The organism is Pseudoalteromonas caenipelagi (assembly GCF_013140855.1).
Taxonomy (GTDB): Bacteria; Pseudomonadota; Gammaproteobacteria; order Enterobacterales; family Alteromonadaceae; genus Pseudoalteromonas; species Pseudoalteromonas caenipelagi.
This window is the reverse complement of sequence record NZ_JABBPG010000007.1, coordinates 39,113-58,658: the sequence shown is the minus strand read 5'-3', so window position 1 is coordinate 58,658 and position 19,546 is coordinate 39,113. Positions and strand designations below refer to the sequence as shown.

Annotated in this window: 16 protein-coding genes; 5 read left to right on the top strand and 11 right to left on the bottom strand. The window is 42.6% G+C overall.

Features of this window, described 5'->3' with window-relative positions; translation table 11 throughout:
- From HG263_RS15630 to HG263_RS15615, 4 genes are all read left to right on the top strand, one after another.
- Complete coding sequence (locus tag HG263_RS15630; RefSeq protein ID WP_171627023.1) at window positions 1–1,035, top strand: 2Fe-2S iron-sulfur cluster-binding protein; 1,035 nt, start codon at window positions 1–3, stop codon at window positions 1,033–1,035.
- Window positions 1,036–1,209: 174 nt separating this feature from the next.
- On the top strand, window positions 1,210–1,428 hold the full coding sequence (locus HG263_RS15625) for a DUF6500 family protein (RefSeq protein WP_171627022.1): 219 nt from the start codon (window positions 1,210–1,212) through the stop codon (window positions 1,426–1,428).
- Window positions 1,429–2,218: 790 nt separating this feature from the next.
- Window positions 2,219–2,377 carry a hypothetical protein gene (locus tag HG263_RS15620; protein ID WP_171627021.1) on the top strand — a complete coding sequence of 53 codons (159 nt, stop codon included), beginning with the start codon at window positions 2,219–2,221 and terminating at the stop codon, window positions 2,375–2,377.
- 23 nt (window positions 2,378–2,400) lie between these two features.
- Window positions 2,401–2,961, top strand: a complete 561-nt coding sequence (locus HG263_RS15615) for a hypothetical protein (protein ID WP_171627020.1) — start codon at window positions 2,401–2,403, stop codon at window positions 2,959–2,961.
- Between the two features lie 293 nt (window positions 2,962–3,254).
- Here the strand turns inward: HG263_RS15615 and HG263_RS15610 are convergent, their stop codons facing one another.
- The gene (locus HG263_RS15610) at window positions 3,255–4,796 is read right to left on the bottom strand and encodes an MBL fold metallo-hydrolase (protein WP_171627019.1); all 1,542 of its coding nucleotides are present in this window, start codon (window positions 4,794–4,796) and stop codon (window positions 3,255–3,257) included.
- A 224-nt stretch (window positions 4,797–5,020) separates the two neighbouring features.
- Between HG263_RS15610 and HG263_RS15605 the strand changes: the two genes are divergently transcribed.
- Window positions 5,021–7,159 carry a winged helix-turn-helix domain-containing protein gene (locus tag HG263_RS15605; protein WP_171627018.1) on the top strand — a complete coding sequence of 713 codons (2,139 nt, stop codon included), beginning with the start codon at window positions 5,021–5,023 and terminating at the stop codon, window positions 7,157–7,159.
- Window positions 7,160–7,266: 107 nt separating this feature from the next.
- Here the strand turns inward: HG263_RS15605 and HG263_RS15600 are convergent, their stop codons facing one another.
- The 10 genes from HG263_RS15600 to HG263_RS15555 form a co-directional block, all read right to left on the bottom strand.
- Window positions 7,267–9,498, bottom strand: a complete 2,232-nt coding sequence (locus HG263_RS15600; RefSeq protein ID WP_171627017.1) for a hypothetical protein — start codon at window positions 9,496–9,498, stop codon at window positions 7,267–7,269.
- A 64-nt stretch (window positions 9,499–9,562) separates the two neighbouring features.
- Complete coding sequence (locus tag HG263_RS15595) at window positions 9,563–9,922, bottom strand: hypothetical protein (protein ID WP_171627016.1); 360 nt, start codon at window positions 9,920–9,922, stop codon at window positions 9,563–9,565.
- Window positions 9,923–10,275: 353 nt separating this feature from the next.
- On the bottom strand, window positions 10,276–11,106 hold the full coding sequence (locus HG263_RS15590) for a substrate-binding periplasmic protein (protein ID WP_171627015.1): 831 nt from the start codon (window positions 11,104–11,106) through the stop codon (window positions 10,276–10,278).
- Between the two features lie 185 nt (window positions 11,107–11,291).
- Window positions 11,292–13,079: a hypothetical protein gene (locus HG263_RS15585; protein ID WP_171627014.1), complete on the bottom strand. Its 1,788-nt coding sequence runs from the start codon at window positions 13,077–13,079 to the stop codon at window positions 11,292–11,294.
- A 78-nt stretch (window positions 13,080–13,157) separates the two neighbouring features.
- Complete coding sequence (locus tag HG263_RS15580; RefSeq protein ID WP_171627013.1) at window positions 13,158–14,228, bottom strand: helix-turn-helix domain-containing protein; 1,071 nt, start codon at window positions 14,226–14,228, stop codon at window positions 13,158–13,160.
- Between the two features lie 322 nt (window positions 14,229–14,550).
- A complete protein-coding gene (locus tag HG263_RS15575; RefSeq protein ID WP_171627012.1) occupies window positions 14,551–15,399 on the bottom strand; it encodes an alpha/beta hydrolase in 849 nt (282 codons plus the stop codon).
- Between the two features lie 390 nt (window positions 15,400–15,789).
- On the bottom strand, window positions 15,790–17,235 hold the full coding sequence (locus tag HG263_RS15570; protein WP_171627011.1) for an MATE family efflux transporter: 1,446 nt from the start codon (window positions 17,233–17,235) through the stop codon (window positions 15,790–15,792).
- Window positions 17,216–17,881, bottom strand: coding sequence for a GrpB family protein (locus HG263_RS15565; RefSeq protein ID WP_171627010.1), 666 nt, complete (start codon window positions 17,879–17,881; stop codon window positions 17,216–17,218). Before HG263_RS15565 ends, HG263_RS15570 begins: the two co-directional genes overlap by 20 nt.
- A 45-nt stretch (window positions 17,882–17,926) precedes the next feature.
- Complete coding sequence (locus tag HG263_RS15560) at window positions 17,927–18,829, bottom strand: sulfotransferase (RefSeq protein WP_171627009.1); 903 nt, start codon at window positions 18,827–18,829, stop codon at window positions 17,927–17,929.
- On the bottom strand, window positions 18,823–19,533 hold the full coding sequence (locus HG263_RS15555; protein WP_171627008.1) for an SDR family NAD(P)-dependent oxidoreductase: 711 nt from the start codon (window positions 19,531–19,533) through the stop codon (window positions 18,823–18,825). The genes HG263_RS15560 and HG263_RS15555 overlap by 7 nt, the downstream gene beginning before the upstream one ends.
- Window positions 19,534–19,546 lie beyond the last annotated feature (13 nt).

Below are 19,546 nucleotides of genomic sequence, written 5' to 3'. Positions count from 1 at the left end.
ATGTTGCAGTTGAATAAATCCTTACATAAATGGCTGTCATTATTGGTTGGTTTACAACTGATTATTTGGCTTGTTACTGGCTTATATTTTAATTTAATGGACCATAAAAAGGGCTCAGGAAACGCCAACTTTCGCCCTGTTGCACATGCTGCCAGCGAGTTAAATGCTCCGTTTATTCCATTAAAAAGCTTAGACTTTGCACCCGCTCAGCAAATCAAGTTACTGTGGGTTTTAGGTCATCCTTATTATCAAATTACTCATCACTTAGGCGCTCATAGCTATCAGGCCAAGCAAGTTACTTTGCTGGATGCCTATTCGGGGCAAGAGGCAGCTATCAACGAGACATTAGCTCGCACCATCGCACTTAAGTCTTTTAAAGGTGCGGTTAATATCATCAGTGCAAACTTGCTTCAACCACCTATTGCAGAGCTGCCAAAGCACGAAAACCCGCTGTGGCAAGTAAAGCTAAGCGATGCTGAAAATACCAATGTATATATCGATAGTAATTCGGGGCGTGTCATTGCGCATATTAATGACGACCGCAGACTGCGTGATTTGATGTTTACCCTGCACTTTATGGATTACTTTGGCACGGGCGGCTTTAATCATTGGCTCATTATTGTGTTTGCCATTGCCACGCTGCTACTGTCTATGACAGGCATCACTTGGTTGATTGAACGCTTTAATGCAGGCCAACTAAGCTTTGCTTTTAAATCTAAAAAACAGCGTATAAAGGTCATTGAACTGGCACAACAGCAAACTCATGAGCTTGAATTAAAAACAGGCATCAGTTTGTTTGATGGCTTGGCTGCTGCTGGTATTGTGCTGCCCTCTAACTGTGGTGGCGGTGGTACTTGCGGCCTGTGCAAAGTGCGGTGCAACGAGAATACACAAATGACCGACGCCGACAAAGCAAATCTATCCAACTCAAAACTTGAACAAGGTTATCGACTTGCTTGTCAGCACAACACAGCGGAAGTCACTGAAATTGAGGTACGCAGTCGCACGTTTAATAAACCTAAGAATAAGCCTTAGCTTTAGTTTTTAACCGTATAAAAGCCACTAAAACACCTCAGTTCTGTCGTATTTGAGTGGCTTTATGTATCTACATCGCTGCTCTACACAGCCCAAACCCAGAACTATTCCCCAATTGCTTAACGATGAATGTTACACTGAGCATCATCAACTCTCCAAAAGTAAGGACTCTCAATGAGAGCCAGTCTAAAAGCACGAATGATCGAAGTCTGTAACAGTAAAATTGCCTACAAAGGCGATAATGTCGGCTTGTCTTTTTATGCGTTCTTTTCTAATAAAAACAGTGATCCCGAACTACTCATGGAAGCCGCCACATGGTGGATACACACCCACCAGCTCGATCACTTTGAAAAAGCACTCAAAATAAAAACCATGGTAGAGCAAGAGTTGTAAACGAGAAGCTATTGCGACTACACATCACTCGTATTACCAGCCTCAGCTAGAGATCTTACTAAAATAGCCTCAGGTGAAAGTGTTGTATTTTTTATCAACCTCAGGTGTAGATAAGTGCATTGAAATAGTAAATGGCTGTTAAGTGACTAACGTATATTCACCTTGCTGACCAACGCCAACCATTTGAGGTTATTTAAACCGTGAGCAACAATATCATGCCATTCGCTTAAGATATCCTGACCTTCGTCAAGAAGACGGCAAGTGTTGTTTGGGCTGTGCCGTCTTGCGTGTTGGTCTTATCATTCTGAACTTGCTTCGTCATTATGACCTTGTTTTGCTATTCTCTGTTTGTTTTAAAACCTCTATAAACTCACACAATCAGCAGTCACCTAAAAGGCGCGGTGCGCACGTGCAATAACACGACCTTCCCCATGCTTTAATTGATTAAATCAACATAAACATGCTTATAAATAAATTGCATTAAGCATACATTATCTATCAACGCGACGAATACTATATATTTTATTATTGAATAAAGCTTATCAATAAACATATCCGACAAGTGCTACTAATTAACTAAATTAATTGTTCAGCGCCGCCGAAAAAAGTACCATAACTTTGCCAACATGCGGAATATGTTATCGCACTAGGTATGAGAATATAAATAATTTCATACAAACCAAACCGTTAGCCCAAAATCAGCTTGACTATTTTGTTGCCATATTGTGTACCAAGCGTTAACATTGGGTAGTGAGGTGAGGAATGTATACCAGATATAAGGAATTGGATAATGAAAACCTCAATTAAATTAAATATCAAAGCTAAAAAACTAAAAGAGCTATCGAAAGACAAAGCAGGACTGGTTGGTGGTGGTGCTACTTCTGAAGCAACAAGACCAATGTATGCTAATAGCAGTTATTGGCCGACAGTGTATACATGTAACTGTTAGGTGAAAAATAATAAGGATAATTTATGAATGAAATTTTTTATGGTCTCGGTTGGGTCATCAAAACGATTGAGCTCTTTGTTGTCATTTTTTGGGTTCATCAGTTCTCAAAACTCCGTTGGAAGCTATTTTTTGGCATTAAGAAAGATTTAGTATCTGTAGAAAAACACGAATTGTACTCTTGTTTCTTAACCGCCTTTGCTATGCTCATATTTCACCTTATAGCTTCCGAAGTAGACCAATTCATTCTAACACTCAACATGGAACAGCTAGAGAAAATTAAGCTGTTTTATACTAGTGGCGTTATAGTACAGTTTTCATTTGCGATGACTCTAATGTGTTTACACTTGATTAGAGACTGTACATTCTCACCAACAGCCCGTATCTGCATGTATACCACACTTGTCTATATGATGTTACAAGGTATGGAACTAATATCTCGCGCATACTACGATTACCACGATTTAGGTCTCATCTATCAAGTAGGGGTGTGGGTATGTAACTTTATAGCCGTAGGCGCCCTATGCACTTACCCCATTCGCTCCATCAAAGAGCACTTTAAACAAAGACGCGCAGCCGCTGAGTAGTCGATTTACAAACTAAAATTTCATTCATGCAAAAATGGCGACCTTGGTCGCCATTTTTATTACTCACAAACTGAATACCAACGTTAATGACTATGACTGACGCCATTTAACTGACTGTGGTCAATAAATTGTCTAACGCTATGACGATAAGCTTTTCCATCTATAAGCATCTTTGGTTTGGCGACACCACACTACCATTTTGTGTGCTGGACTACATATATCGTTTCTCAATCTCACATCTCAAACCAATAATACTTTGCGCAAATAGACACCTTGTAATCACGCTAACATGCTTAATTTGTTGTAAATAACCTTTTGAACAACAGCTTTTTTGACTGCAATTTTAGACCTTTTGCCTGCTCAATATCCGCTGTATTTAATACGCGATAATGATGCGATGACACAAGCTGTTCAACCTCAATGCCAAGCTCCGCCATTTTATCCATCAATACTGCGAGGCGATGATACGCATCTATATCCGGCCAATTACTAGGTGAATTAAACGCCTTTTTAAAGCTGCTACCAAACATATCCTCCGTGAACAGTAATTTATGTTCTGGCAGGTAAATAACTAGGTTGTGATTTGCGTGGCTGTTTGGCACATCAAATAGCAGTACCTTACCATCGGCAAGTTGTCCCTGCTTACTCACTTTAATGAGTTGCTCAGCTTTTAGGGTGATGTATAAATGCGCCTGGACGGCAGCTAGGTCGTTGGGATGAACAATTAAAGCTGCCCCTTGTGCGAGCACATCTTTTACACCCATCAGGTGGTCGCTATGATGATGGCTGATCACATGTTGCTTGATAGGCTTGGTACTACCCGTTGTTTGGCGCAGTAACGCCACATTGCTCAGCCAATCTTGGCTTTGCTGATCCATTTGCCAAGCACCTGCAGAGATAAAATAATCGCCTACATCAATAAATAAAGAGTATGACCAATCTTGCCCCACATAATACACACCAGAAGCTAACTCTCTAATTGTACGCTTTGACACATCCACAGGGCTCACAATTGGACGAGGCTTGTAATGTTCTGGCAGCAAAAACAGCGTGTTATCTGTGACGTTAAAAGTCACCTCTTTGGCACTTGAGTAAAACAACGGCCCTTTTTCAGTACCTGCAAATAGTTGCTTTGCCCACACAAGCCCTTGGCTTTGCTGGTGATTTAAAAAATCATAACTGATCAGTTGCCCGCCCTGCTTTTTTAACATCCGTGTTAGGTAGCCAGTTTGCCGATTAATGTACACCACATATTCTTGCTTTGTGCCCGCAAAAACAGTGAGTACATCATGTGCCTGACCTTGAATAAATGCGATGTCGCTCCACAGGCTCTCCGCTTTGTCATCATTTAACTGCTTAACAATCAGCGTGTCGACTAACTGGCTTTGCCCAAGGTCAGCATTGGCAAACGTCACCCGCTGTGACGCTATCGTTTGCGCTAAAGCATGGTCAACGCCATAACCTTTTCCATCGCTATAGAGCCGATGCAAAATACTGGGGCTATTTGAGCCGTGAGAACCAACCAAATACGTTGTGGCGCGTTTAAAAACCTTGCGCTGGTTGCTAAAGTCGATAGCAAGCTCTAATTGCTGCTCATTTAAATAGCTCACCATTTCACCTTGGCGTGCATGAGCGCTTTGCCACTGTGAAAAATGCAGTTGCTTATCGCGCACCGTAATACTATTTAGCTCGGTGAGCTTTGCTCCTCCATAAGCGCTGACCGCGCGGTTAATAATTTGCTGTGCTTGTGGCCCTGCCCAAGTTGCCGTGCTTGCCAAAACAAGTAAAAAACCAGCCGTCCAATAGCACATGCTAAGCCTATTTTTGTTCCACATTATATTGCCTTTGTTTATGTAACTTATCGCCAGTGAACACAAGCAATCAGACACACACCACAAAGCGCCGCTTATAAAAAGCTGATTATTAACTGATGGAAAATAAGGCACTGTTTTATCTGCTTATTTTAATTTTGACACCACAAAAGAGTGCTTAGCCTCAGCTAGACAGGCGATTCAATAGCTCATACACTGTGGCCAGATGTATTTGAGTAACCACCACGATGCAGCCAGTCATTTTTTATATTCAAGATTTTAAAATCGACTTATCCCAGTCGTTGATAATGCAGGGTGAGCAGCACACTAAAGTAGAGCCTAAGGTACTCAAAGTATTGTATGTGTTAGCGCAACATCACAATGAAGTGGTCACGCATCAAGCTTTAATGGAGCAAGTTTGGCAAGGCGCTGAGGTGGTGCCCAATGCCCTACAGCGCTGCATTGCCATCTTACGCAAAGAGCTAGGTGATGACGCTAAATCGCCTACAATTATTGCCACCCATCCAAAAATTGGTTATCGACTACTGAGCGAAGTAACTTGGCAACCAGCGCCTTGTGAGCACACAAAACCACCAACCAAAAAACACCTACGCGCACTCAAGTTAACCCCAGCAACTTTTGGCTTAGTCTTTAGCACCTTGCTGTTATTGCTGATCACCTTGTTTTGGCTCGACACCGAGCACCTTCAATACTCTAAACTGAGCGAGCTAACACGCACAGATGCCCATGAGTCTCACGCGATATACAGCCCAAATGCTCAGTACGTGGTATTTAATCGCTATGCAGGCGGTTGCAAAAGCCACATTTGGGCAAAAGAGCTGGCAACTGGAAAAGAAACGCAACTGAGCGAAGATGCAGGGCAATTTGGGGCGATAAGCTTTACGAGCGATGGCAGAGAATTAGTGTTTGCCGCGCATAATACGTGCGATAAAACCCAAGCCAATACGCAAACACCCACCCAGTGCTGGGCGCTGGCCACCCTAGATTTTGCACAAGCGCTTAGCCACCCACAAACTCCCCATAAGCGCTACCAATGCCAAGCACAACAATTAGCAATGCCAAAAGCACTGGCGAATCATCAATATGCGTTTTTGCAATTTAATGGTAGCCGCTATTCGTTAATGCACTACAACGATTTAAACAAAACCAGTAAAACGCTGTATTCATCCAATGAACACGATATTTATCACTTTGATTACAGTGCCAAGCGCCAACAGTTTGCACTGTTTGCGCAAGCAAAAAACGCACAAACCTTACTTATCTTGCTCGATGAGCAAGGCACAATACAGCGTAAAATTGCGCTACAAAGCGCATCATCACATGGCTTGTTCGAGCCACTTAAAGGTGTATATTCAGCAAAAGGTGAGCACTTACTTGCCGTTAATAACCGTAAACTTTTTAAGATTTCCCTGACTGGTGAAGTGAGTGAAATACCAACTCCAAGTAATCGTTTGATTTCTGTTGCACCACATCCAGATAAACATACGCTTGTTGCGATACAAGGCAGCAAAGACATTGACCTCGCGCGAATAGACTTAACCAACAACCTAGAGCAAACAGCCCCCCATGATTTACACACCGTCGCCACCCCTTACCCTAGCTTGGCTCGCACGCCCGCCCAAGAGCGCATCGCACGCTTTGCCCCTAACGGACAAAGCATCGCTTTTATTAGCGACCAAACTGGGCAAGATGAAATATGGTTATGGCAAAATTCAGGTCATGCAGTGCGATTAACCCATCGAAAAAATCACAGTCAAATTCACGGCTATGCTTGGTCGGCGGATAGTCAAACTATCGCTTGGGTAGAAAGTGGCAAACTGGCGCTCACCAGTATAAAAAGTAATGATTTAAAAGGCTTTGATTTAAAAAGCTCTGTTCTAAAAGCAGAAAGCAAATTTGTAAGTACACACCAACCTTTATTTTCGGTTTTAAGCTGGCTTGATAAAAACACGCTGTTGGTGCTTATCAAGCACAAACTGACAACACACCTTTACCAGTTGAACATCAATACAAATACACTCACACCATACAACATCGGTGGTGTTGAAAATGCCTGGGTTAGTCACAAGCAACTGATTTACAGTACCGCACAAGGCGAGGTATTTAGCAGTGTGCTGGAGCCCAATTTAATGCCAGCTAGGGCGCTTACGCAACTAAATGGCAAGGCTTTATTGGTTAAAAATGGTTTTATTTATAGTGTGAATAAGCAAACCTTTGACCTAAACCAATACAACTTAAACGGGCAATTTATTCACACCTTAAAAACCCTTAAACCCACCGCTTGGAAAGTGACCGACTTACACAATGAACAACTCCTGCTGGAGCAGTTTATCGGCATAGATCAGGAAGTGGTGATAATGAATTGAGCAGTACAGCATTAAGCCATTCGAAGTAAAATAAAATGAACGGAAACACTGACAAGCAGCAATGTTGAATTGCTCATTGTCAGTGTTTTAGTTGCACTACTTAGCTACTAGATGATCGTGTCTATTTCGTCGATAAGTCCAATATAGTGCTTAGGAATATCTTGTTGATTATATGGCTTATTCGGTGTCCAATCTGTAGGCCAATTGCTACTACTGAACGACCATGCGTTCAAACCATTTAAACTTTCTTGCAAATCAGTTAGATTTTTTAATAGTCCTTTTTGTGATGACACATTGCTACTTACAGACATGCCTTTCCACTCAATATCACCTTCGGCTGCCGAAAAAGGTATCGGATAGCAGGTCACCTTGCCGTCTTGCGCACTCAACACCTTAAGGGTTTTATCGTAGTCAAATGACAGGTACTTAATTTTTTCATTTGGTTTTGAAAAAACAACTTCATTATCATAAATAGAGCTTAACCCACCCTGTTCAGGACCAAAGATCCAAATATCTTGATCAGGGGTAATAAGCGGCAATAAACTATAAAAGTCGCTAAACGCATGATAATTAGCAGATTCGAAGTCAAATGGGCAAGATACTAATGAATAAGATTGACGTTCACTTGTTCCAGTGAGCTTTTCAGATACCGACTTATCTCCTTTGATAAGGCCCAATCCCAGCTCACAATTTCGTAAGAATCCCACTTCATTCCACAATGAATAAATCGCGCCAGCATCCTTCCCTAGCTCCTTATATACCTCGTGCATGTCAGCGTTTGGTTTTTGTAACTTCGCCGCACCATTTGCAAAGGCATCTGCCAAATAACCGCTTTTAATGCTAGGTTTCGAGGTATCTTTTCTCGCTATTTCGGTGATCCCACAGCTTTCGGCAATATAATAAATTTTACTCAGGGTTAGAAAATCTTGCACCATGACCCGTAATTGTAAGGACTCAATTTCCTTAAAGTCTTCAACATTGTTATAAAATCCACGTGCCAACCAAGGGAAAATATCCGCCCAATTCGCTATCCACACGCCAAGAGGTACACATCCTTGAATATTTAAAAAACCACTTGAACTTGTATCCACACTATCAGCAGTCGCACTTAATACACTTGCTGAACGAGAGAGCTCTTGTAACGAGTGATGCTCAACATCACGCTTGCTTTCAATTTTTTCCTCTGATGCCAGTGTGTTGACATTATTACCTTTAATATTGCGAATTGTTTTCGATATACCAGATGTATTTGAAGGTTCATCTGTTTGATTTAGAAATTCAGTTAACGTAAGCGTTTTGTCTTTTGCTTTGGCTTTTGCTTTGGCTTGCTCATAGGCTTGTGCTTTGGCGAGTACTTCAAGTCCTTCTAAGTCTTTTATTTTGCCAACTTTTTCGATTAAAGTAGGATTTTCGAGAGGCTTTACAAAATCTGGGATTTTTGGCGTATCTTTTATCGTCATGCTCGGCGCTTTAGTCACCACGTCAACATCCGCTAGAGCTTGATAGCTCTTACCTATAAATTCACCACACCATTTGTTCGTTAGCTCTTCTAACTTTGAGCCAGCCCAGAAAGATTTACAATCCACATCCACTTTTGCATCATTGCTCGAGTTACTACCCGCATAGGTGGTTTTAACATTGATAGATGCTGCAGGGTTCGCGTAAGAAAAGTTTGCCTCACCGCCATATTGCCATGAGTTGGCTTTATCTTGGGCGGTCATATTCATTTGCACACAGCCGATCGCCCCCCAAGTCACGCCTACCACTATGCCATCGCCGTGCAACCGACTGAAGTCGTTGCTTTGTGCTACCCAAATATTAACTAACTCAATAAAATCTTGGTAATCACTAGGATGCTTCAAAGCACTTAATATATCGACATCCAAATTGCCAGCCGCTTCAATGACGTTGTTATACGCTGTAAGTACGTCGCTACATACACTTTTAGTCGAGTCGTTTAAACTCTCTAAGAAGCTTCCCACGTTGAGATTTTCAAAATCAATATATTGTACGCCAGCAACAGATGTTGCAGAGTAATCGACAGTGATTGATTTACTTGACTGTGCAACCGCATTACCCGCATACGCCGCTAAAGAAGATTTGAATTGACTGATCCCTGAAACACCATAGGACCCCGATACACCAAATGACCCTTCATTCATGCGATCTTTATATACATAGCTGCTTTGCCCTGACATGTACACGTCAGATCCTTCTTGCTCCACCATCTTGCTCACATTTATATTTAAAACAGAGCCTTTAAATACTGTGCCAACTGAAGAATGGACCACTGAGCCAAGGGTAACGCCATGTAATGGGTTATTGATAGGAGATGCCATATTGCTTATTCCTTACATTAAGTGCTTGTAATTAAAACTATTAGATTCGTGTTGAAGCCGCGCTCTACTCACTTTTGTTATAAAGTTTGTAAAACACTTTTTGCGTGTGTCCACCAGAGTGCTCTTCTTCATATTCAAAATCAGCGTCTGAAGGTTTAAGCTCAATACCGTATTTGCTTTTGGTCGCAGCGATTGGGTGATTAAACTTAAATTTAACTGTCGTATCCTGCCCCTCAAACTGGTAAAGCACATAGCCCTCCGGTCCGTAAGCACCGCCACTCACACTGCTGCACTTCCACGAACCTGTTGCTTCTATTCTCTTTGGTGGGTTTTTAGTAAATTTGCCGTGTTTATCGTCTTTCTTAACATAGATAAGTGCTATGCTCGTGTTGTTTTCAACTGTTAAAGTAACGTCTCTACTCATGTTCCTGAACTCCTATTCACTTCAATGATGCGTTTAAAATTTGCCACGCGTACCGAGTAAAATGCCTAACCTCTTGCTTCAAAGCCTAAAGGTACTGCTGGGAGGAATAAGAATCAATTACATGACATTACGGTGACATATCGCAAAGTTCAGAGTTTGTTGACATAAGATAAGAGAAACAAAACTGTAGAAAAGCCAAAATATAGAAGGATTAGCTGTATGCCAATAACGCTTATTATCTACAGTCTTTGAATTATGTGATCTAAACAGATAAACACTGAATGCAGTCGCTGTTTATTGATATTGAGCAAAAGCTAACGGAAATAAAATAAGCCTATAAATTAGATGCTTGCTCATTTGACTGACGCCTTTAGTCCCTTTTCTAATGCAGCCGTATAAGCAGGCATATACTGTTGAATGATGGCCAACCTTTGTCCTGAACTATCAAGCGTATCCAGCGCTTTTTGCCAATTAGCAACCACACTGTCGGGCGTATCTTTTGAAAAAGCCATATACACGGCATGTGCTGGCAATTGAAACGACATCATTTCGAGCGCATTTAAAGGATAACCCGCTTCTTGCAAGGCTTGTTGGGTGTTCATTAGCGCAATCATGGTGCAATCAAATCGACTTTTGGGCTGTAAAAGCAACCTAATCGCTTGCTCTTGGCTAGCAGTCTCATGATACATAATACCGGCACTGGTAAATATTTCGGTGTCCGCTACTTTTTGTTGCGCCACACAAGTGGCGTCATGCTGTTTTATGTCTTCTAAGCTGCGATAAGTGCGCTGATCACTCGCGCGTTTATACACCACGGGGCCATCATATAACAATGGCCCTACCCACTTAAATTGTGATTCTCGTTGAGGCGTTCTGACGACAATCAAATGTGCATGAGGTGCGTATTGCGAGTTTGCTGAATTGACACGTTTAGCGGCGCGGCGCAGGGTGTTTAAACCACGCATAAACGAACTTAATTGAATGTCACTATACTGCCCAGTTAACTGCTCCATCTGTTTATAAATGTCGACAATAAAACCTCCCTTTATCTCACCATTTTCAACTATCACAAATGGGGCTAAAGGGTGCATTGATACCACTAAACTATTTTTGCTCTGCGCCGCTTGTGCCGTAAATGGCTGACCACAGCTACAAAATATTAGAACCAATAAACACCACTTCATATCAGTCAACCAACAATTGCTCATCATGCAACTGTTAGTATTGTTGATCACTCGCAGGTCTGTCTAATTGCTGTTAAATAGGAATGAGTAAAAAGTCGGTAATTCATCGGCACTTTACGCTCAAATACTGATACAAGTACCGATGCAACCCCCGTAAAACAACGCGCTTCGTCTGAGCAAAAAACTTAATGGCTTAACGAGAATATCGCCGCTAGCGCTGGATCTTTACCAGCAAAATAATCGCCCGCACTGAGTTCAATGGGTAAGTCGGGCGCCACCCAAATACGGTGATCTTCCGGCGCGCTAGTTTGATGAAATTGTGACGACAACAAACCATGCTGCCTGCTGTACGGTAAGTTAAACCAGCCCGACTCGCCAATGGTATTGGGGCGAGTGGCCGACGGCTCACCCACAATGATCGGGTTTGTAATAGCCTGCACTTTAACCAAAATATCGTGGCCTGCCGAGAAGGTGTTACGGCCCACCATCACAAACAACTTACCTTGAGGCTTATACAGTTCAAAAAACGCAGTTAACGCAATCAAAGGCGGTGTAATGGAACCATTACCGCCGCTATTATGGCGTAAGTCTAAAACTAGACTGTTGATATCATTACTTATAATTATATCTCTGAGCTGCGTGCTAAATTCAGCCAGTGACACATCCTTGCGATTTCTCACATCGTTCACTTGCACATATAAAAGACTTTGCTCAGCGAAGTGCTCATGCCAATAAGGTCTGTCGTTATGCTTTAAATAAGTCGGTAACTCGCTTGCGCGCAACTTAGGTAACTTAGGTAATTTGGGAAATCCGCCAAAACGCATAGCTCGTGTACTTGGTGTTACCGTAAACTGCTCGTCTTGCTTGCGTAAAGTCAGTGTCACCGCTTGCTCAGCCGGTACTATATCTAAGCCGTGTAACACGGGCACTAAGCTTAAATAATACGGTGCTAACCAACTTTGCTGCATTTGGTTGTCGCGGGCATTAATACTGCCAACCAACTCAATGGCTTTATCAACCGCCAGCTCGCCAATGCGCTCCACCTTACTGCCAATTAAATGTTGATAGTCATCACTTGCTGCAACGATGTACAAGCCGTCGTTAAATAAGTAAAACTGCACAGGTAACTGGGTAAAGTTACCCTGTGCTCCCCAAGCCGGAATTAAAATATTGTGACCGTTGTTAAGCAGGCCAATAAGCTGCATAAAACCAAACACAATTTGCTGGTCGCTCAGCTGCGGAATACGTTTATCTAACGCATCAACTTGCGCTTTAAAGTCAGCTTGACTGATAGAATGAAAGGGATTGACATGCAGACGCTGAATTTCAGCATAAAGATAGGCTAAATCGCTGCGCCAGCCTGCATCTCGGCTTATGTTTTGGGTATCAATCACACCTGCGGCGCGCTTAAACGCTTCACTATTTTCCATGCTCTTAAACGCGGCCATGGTGTCACGACTAAACAAACTACGCCCTGCCAGTTTAGGCTTATCATCCCAGCGCGCGGCAAGGGCTTTGTTGAGCCATTCAATGGCTTTACTTTGTTCACCTGCAAAGCCATACGCCTGTGCTAGTTTAACCATTAAATCGTTTGCTGTGCTGGCACCATCGGGAATGCCCGTTAAGCGGTAGCCCAGCGACAGCGCTTGCTCAAACGCACTCACCGCATCAAGCCATTGCTTGTGGTTAAAATACGCCAGTCCCAATAAATACCAAGTGGCACCATCGTTTTTATATTGCTTGGTGAGCTTTTCTAACAAAGGCTTGGCTTGTGGCCACTGAGCTTGCTGAGCAAATTGTACGGCTTGTTGTTTATCTCTGAGGTAGTCCGTTGGCTTTTTAACTTGGCTGGCAAGGTAAACATTGTCGGCTTGGTTTACCATCTCGGTGGCTTTATTTTGCGCCACGGCATTTACGCTCACGCCCGCTAACAACAAAGCGCCTAACAACACGCACCCACTCGTATACAACATGTAATATCTCCTTTGCGATAAATACCGCTATCGCGATTAACTTGCCGCCAGCATAACAAAAGCACCCGTAAATAGAGTTTAAGATCCTGATCTGCGACTCATTAACTGCTTTTTAAACTGCATAGGCGTTAATTCAAACTCTTTTTTAAAGCTATTAAAAAACGTCGACTTTGAATTAAACCCATGATCTAAAGCGATATTAATTAGCGGCATAGTAGAGTGCGGTGCCTTTTCAATAGCGTCTTTTACTGCCCTAGCGCGCAAGCTGTTGATGTAGTCACTAAAGTTACGATTGGCCATCTTATTTACCGCCCAAGAAATATCTCGCACCTTAAACCCGGTATGTTCAGCCAATTCGCTAATCGTTAACCTGGGCTGTGAGTAGAGCTTGTCATGCCAAACCGCGTGTTCAATGTCGGTAAAAATAGCCTGTGCAAGCGCATCATCTTGCTGTGCATTTTGAGACTCATTCAACAGCTTTTGATAACGTTTAATATCGTCAAACACTTCAGGGCTGCGCAGCACTTTAAAAATCAAATAACAAGACAGGCTAAAAAAGATGAGTTCACTGGCAAAGTACAGGCCCTTTTTGAGTAACAGTGGCGTGATGGTTTGGGTGTTCATTCGCACTAAATCCAACACCAACAAAGCGCTAAACACCCCAAGTGCCGTTGATAACCACTTTAATGAGTAAGTATCAACTTGCGAGCTTACCGACTTAAGTAAGCTATGGTATTGGCCCAATTTGATAAAACACACAAAAATATAAACTAGCTGACTGAGCGTGCCCAGCAACACCACCGTTTGCACCTGCGAGGTAAATGACAACGCCAACAAGGCAGGTATAAAATGTGCTGCCGTCTTAACATTTACTTTTGGCTCGTCCCCCGTCAATGAGCTCACCAACAAATACAACAAAGGCCCAAACAGCAAGGTAAATGCTGGGGTGATCAACACCTCCGCCAACAGCGCATTATTCTCAGCAATATTCAGCACACACAACACACTTTGAAAGGCTAAAAACAGCGCCAGCAACCTAAACTTAGCCACCTGAAACACCAACGCAGCACCAAAAGCGCTCATAAACGCAAACACCACTTGCAGCAAGCTCACCGTTTCAAGCGTGATGGGGGAAGAGATAAAATTCATTAACTAATCAAAACCTTGTGATGGGGTAAGTTATTTTCTTTTAAAGCAGAGCGTACCACATATTGTAAAATCGTAAGTTAACTTTCATGCTTACCATCACACAGTCATCCTGACGAAGGTCAGGATCTTGTTTGGCACTACTGCAGAGTTTGAATAGGCTGGTGTAGACCCTGAAACAAGTTCAGGGCGACGCAAGTCGGTTCGAGACGGCGAATGTTGGTTCAAAACGACGAATGTTGGTTCTGGAGGACAAGGGCGACTCTATTCGTCCATACCGCTGCGTCATCCTGACAAAGGTCAGGATCTTGTGAAACCATTCACCTCAATTCAAAGACGACAACCACTTTATACTTTTAGCCCCCATAATAGGAAACGAATCACTATGGCCAGCGGCATCAATCACCACATGCTCAACTTTTGATATACTAGGATAGCGTTGGCTTTTTAAGGTAGTAACAAACTCATCAATATGACCACTTAGCTCTTTTTCTTGTTCGCCATAAGATATAAACACATTGATATTTAAGTTTTTATTTTTTAGGTTTGCACTTTGCTGAGCAAAAAGTTCAGGTGCAAAACGCCAAATACTGGGGCTGCCGAGAATGTAGTTTTTAAACATATCTGGCTGTGTGAGCAATGCATACGTTCCAAATAAGCCCCCTAAAGAAAAACCAAAATAGCTGCGCGCTTGTGGTTTGGTACGAAAGGTTTTTTCAACATAACTAAATACATCATTTTTTATAAATGCGAGATGTTCACTCGCTTGACCCAATTGATACTTAGCCTGCTTAGCCACATCTTTAGAGGGTTTTATTGAGTAATCCCGATAACGACTAAAGTGCACACCTTCTTGCGCTTTTACCTGCTCTGCAATATCTGTTTGCCATGAAATACCCACTAAAATTATATCTTCTAACAAAAAGTACGTAGCACCTGATAACAACTCCATATGCCACAATGCATCGGTAAAGTAGATCACCGGATAGCGTTTTGCTGTGTCTTCGGTATAACTTTTGGGTAGTTTGATATACAGCTCATACTGCCTCTTGTTTTTACTGTCTTGTATAGGCACCACTTGAGTACCTGATATGCTAAAAGGCTTATATTCGTTGGCATTCAATGTAAAAAGCGGCAGCAGCGCAAAAAGCGCAATGAGCAAAGTTGATTTCATGTTGTTTTACCTAGTTCGGTTCAACGTATCAACACACTAGATAATGCAAAAAATAAATACCTGAACTACAGATGATTTCTACCTGACGTCTAGCCGCACACTATAAAAAGCAAAGTTTTTATAGTGTTATAAACTTCTGAGCAGAAAATTATGCGCCACCACTGCAGCCCCACCCGCACTGCAACGTTAACCTGACAAAGGTCGGTTTAAATACACTGCGTCATCCTGACGAAGGTCAGGATCTTGTCAGCCCTGAAACAAGTTCAGGACGACAAGTGTAAGTTCTGAGCGACACGTGTAAGTTCTGGGCGAATCATGTCGATTCAGATGGAGGCGGTAAAATAATATTAGCTATCACACTATCTTTCGTCGTATTCTCGCCTACCTAACTTAATATCTATTATTGACCCCACACGTGCTACTACCAGAGGGTTTCTGAATGACCGTAAAGCACGTGTTATCGTTTGACTCGAGTTCCATCTCAGATATGGCTCGCTTTATTAACGTCAGACATATCAGGATCAACCCACATTGTCCCCAAAAAACACCTGCAAATGCCCCTTTGATATCACCCACTAATAGGCCGATGAAACAAGGTAGTAAAAACAGCCCATAAGAGCGGAATACGGTAAGGTAAATAGAATGCATAGGTTTTTTAACTGCATAGTAAAAGGTATTTGTCACTATCATCAGGCCTAATCCAACCATACTAATTGGCACAAGTTGCATATAAAAAACAGCGAGATACTCAATGGCAGGGTCACGACTAAAAGCCCCTGTAATAGGCTGTGCATATATGTATTGCACAGCGCTATTCAGCACGCCCCAAGCACATATAAAAATGAGTGCGTAACGCAATACTTGCTTAACTTGAGTTCTCTGATGCTGCTTAATTGCCGCGCCTAAATAAGGCCCTATGGTATTGGCCAACGCTGAGAGTAGTACCATTGAAAAACCCTGTATTGCATTCACTAATCCAAAACTGGCGACTGCGGCTTCAGAGTGCCATGCCATCAGTGCCGTAGCAAAAAGTGCCGCGATGGGCGTTTGTACTCGATTAAACATGGCGGTTAGACTCAATTTGGCCACGTCTCTTGCCGCCGCTTTCAAACGCGTAAAACACAAATCTGTTGAACATCGCCACTGATGCAACCTGTACAGGATCATTAAGGTATATCCGGCACCTCCAATCCTTGCTATCAGTGCGGCAATTGCAGCACCTTCCACTCCAAATGCAGGCACTTTCAACCAACCAAAAATAAACACGGGGTCAAGGCAACTACTGGTGATTGCTACACCGACCATAATGCGACTCGCTTGAGCCATTTTTTTCTGCCCTCGCAGAATCGCGGCACCTACCATGCAAATAGCCAAAAATGGAAAGCTGATCAGCCAAAAAACGAGATAACCAGTACCTAATTCGATTAAGCTTTTACTCCCTCCCATTTGCCCGAGGAGCCAAGGTATCGCAAAGACCAACCCGATACTTAACATTGTGGAAATAATAAACGACAGTAACAGTAACGCTAGATTTTGGACTTTTTGCTTGCCCTGTGCTTGCTGACTGGCGACCACACCCACACCGATCCCTAGCCCAACGAGTAAAGCCAAGAGTAAATTGGCTATGGGCAGCACCAAAGACAATGCGGCCAGCTCACTCGTACCTAACTGGCTAACAAAGAAAGTATCGATTAGATTGGCACTAAATACAGCAAGGAGGCCCAAAGACGTGATCATAGTTGCTTTGAGCAAGTCCCAATAACTATGGGTACTCAACGACTGAGCACCCAACAGGGTGGGCAGTGAGCGAACTGGCTCATTGAGTTGATTTTTCATGACGTACTAAAGCTAACCCACCAGGCTGTTTTGCTTTCCACTGTCCAGCCATTTTGAAAAAATGACAATATATACCTAGCTTAGATACAGAATACGACAGAAGATCTTGTTCGGACGAAATCAGCCTTTGCTTTTGTACAACATACTCTAACTGGGCCTGTCTATTTTTATTTAAATATTCTGGAAACGCGACAATCAGTTCAGTACAAGGGTTGTTGCTATGACAAATGTGAACAACATAGCTCACCTCTTCTAATATGCGCCAACACCAAATAGCGTCACTTGATATCGGGCTCACACCGTAGTTTTGATATCCTAACTCAGCTAGCTGACTTAATAACGCTTCATGTGTGGGCTGACAATCAACCACAAGAATAATATCAATCACATCTTTTGCGGTCATACCTTGGATTGATGTACTGCCTATGTGAAAAGCGTTGAAAACGTTAGATACACCTTGCAATAATCGGTATTTCTCTAAGTTAAAATCACGTTGCCAACTTGGCTTAAAACTTTGCTGCTCTAGCGATAAATCAGGTGCTTTTACCAGCAACATTCGCTTAAAAACCTGCTCTATAGGTTCGTGATTAAACTCTTTGTATTGACTTTTTAATGCTTTAAATGCTTTTAAATGTGCTGTTTTCATTGAATTTCCATGTCTCTACGGCTGCTTTTATACATCGATCTCACGTCATGAATACCATAGCTGACAAAGATCACGGCTGAGCAGCTCAGATAGATCAGCTACTTGTTCTTTACACTGTAATTTCAAGTGTGCCAAATAATCTGCACTGTACTCACTAACAGACGTTGTTTTGTGTATGTGTACGAGTTTTGGATGTATTTTATTTCGAACATGAGGGGCTAAGTTCTTGATTTGCTTTATTGCGGTAGAACGCACCCGCTGCTGCCCTTCACTTTGGGTTTTCGCCCAATTTGAATAACGACTGATCTGCAGAAAATCACACACCTTAGCCAAGGTGCCTAGGTTATCCTGTCGATAGTCGTCAAACAAAAGTACGCACAATTGCTCAGGTTTAAAATACTTGCCATAGTGGCTCAGCATTTTTGCGTAATGGGTGTTTTCTAGGTAATTGAGTCCATGAGAAAAGTAGTGTTCGTTTGGTAAATACCGCCCTTGTGCGCGTTCTGCTGCTAAATCAATCGCACGCTCAAGATCGCCAACCTCTTCATTCCCTGTTCGCAAATATAGTGAGTGCAACGACTGTATTTGCTCCCATGGACGGCGCAACAAAACGATCACTTTCGCATCGGGATTTAACTCGGCAATATGCTTGGGCGCATGCTGACTACTTAAATACCACACAGAACCTTCACCACGAATTGTCGTATCAGATGAATTAAACAAACTTTGATAATCCTGCCAATCCGTCAGAGTATGAGGCTGTATCGGCAAATCATCAGCTAAAAAATGAGGTTCTTTTAGCACCGAAAGACTCACTTCAGGGTGCTGCTTTAAACTCAGATATAGCGCAGATGTGCCGCTACGTGGCGCACCCACAATAAACAAATTAGGGCGTTGACTCATAGCCCACTCATCAGGGCAAGACGTTTCTATCCAAGGTGCTACCACGGAAAAACTCCTCTGTCTTTGTAGAGTTTACCGCGAATTTGCTTGTCGTTGGTCATACATAACCAAACAGCTGTCTCTGCGCCTTCTTCTACACTTCGCTCGGCACGCAAGCCACCTAAATGCGTTCTCACCCACCCAGGCGTCATCGCGTTCACTAAAATATCCTCATAGTCTTTTACTTCATCGTCAAACATTTTGGTCAACCCATTTAATGCCAACTTTGAAATGCGATATCCTGGGTTATATCTGTCTAGTTTGGCGTACGTACCGTGGCCACTTGAAATATTAACTATCCTTCCATAGCCCTTTGCTTTCATTGCGTCAATGCACATCCGCGATAAACGCCAAGCTCCCCAAAAGTTGGTTTCTAGAGTCAACCGTGCATTTTCTTCAGACTCAGTGACCACAGTGTCTGTCACTGCGCGAGAGATCCCCGCATTATTAACCAAAATGTCTATCCCCTCTTGGCACCAAGTTTTTTCCAATGTTTGAAAGTCTTCATCACACGTCATATCAAGTTGGACTAAGCTGGTTTTCGCTAACGCGTTTGGCAATTGAGCAGCGAGTTTTGACTGCGCCTTCTGCACTTTTTCAAGATTCCGACAAGCCATGACAACGTGAATGTCACGAGCAATCAACTGCCGGCATATTTCCAGTCCAATCCCTCGATTAGCACCGGTGACTAAAGCTACTTTTTTACTCATGTTTCAATCCTTT

Coding starts and splice junctions, on each gene's coding strand:
- HG263_RS15630 (WP_171627023.1), top strand. CDS start 1: ATGTTGCAGTTGAATAAATCCTTACATAAATGGCTGTCATTATTGGTT.
- HG263_RS15625 (WP_171627022.1), top strand. CDS start 1,210: ATGAGAGCCAGTCTAAAAGCACGAATGATCGAAGTCTGTAACAGTAAA.
- HG263_RS15620 (WP_171627021.1), top strand. CDS start 2,219: ATGAAAACCTCAATTAAATTAAATATCAAAGCTAAAAAACTAAAAGAG.
- HG263_RS15615 (WP_171627020.1), top strand. CDS start 2,401: ATGAATGAAATTTTTTATGGTCTCGGTTGGGTCATCAAAACGATTGAG.
- HG263_RS15610 (WP_171627019.1), bottom strand. CDS start 4,796: ATGTGGAACAAAAATAGGCTTAGCATGTGCTATTGGACGGCTGGTTTT.
- HG263_RS15605 (WP_171627018.1), top strand. CDS start 5,021: ATGCAGCCAGTCATTTTTTATATTCAAGATTTTAAAATCGACTTATCC.
- HG263_RS15600 (WP_171627017.1), bottom strand. CDS start 9,498: ATGGCATCTCCTATCAATAACCCATTACATGGCGTTACCCTTGGCTCA.
- HG263_RS15595 (WP_171627016.1), bottom strand. CDS start 9,922: ATGAGTAGAGACGTTACTTTAACAGTTGAAAACAACACGAGCATAGCA.
- HG263_RS15590 (WP_171627015.1), bottom strand. CDS start 11,106: ATGAAGTGGTGTTTATTGGTTCTAATATTTTGTAGCTGTGGTCAGCCA.
- HG263_RS15585 (WP_171627014.1), bottom strand. CDS start 13,079: ATGTTGTATACGAGTGGGTGCGTGTTGTTAGGCGCTTTGTTGTTAGCG.
- HG263_RS15580 (WP_171627013.1), bottom strand. CDS start 14,228: ATGAATTTTATCTCTTCCCCCATCACGCTTGAAACGGTGAGCTTGCTG.
- HG263_RS15575 (WP_171627012.1), bottom strand. CDS start 15,399: ATGAAATCAACTTTGCTCATTGCGCTTTTTGCGCTGCTGCCGCTTTTT.
- HG263_RS15570 (WP_171627011.1), bottom strand. CDS start 17,235: ATGAAAAATCAACTCAATGAGCCAGTTCGCTCACTGCCCACCCTGTTG.
- HG263_RS15565 (WP_171627010.1), bottom strand. CDS start 17,881: ATGAAAACAGCACATTTAAAAGCATTTAAAGCATTAAAAAGTCAATAC.
- HG263_RS15555 (WP_171627008.1), bottom strand. CDS start 19,533: ATGAGTAAAAAAGTAGCTTTAGTCACCGGTGCTAATCGAGGGATTGGA.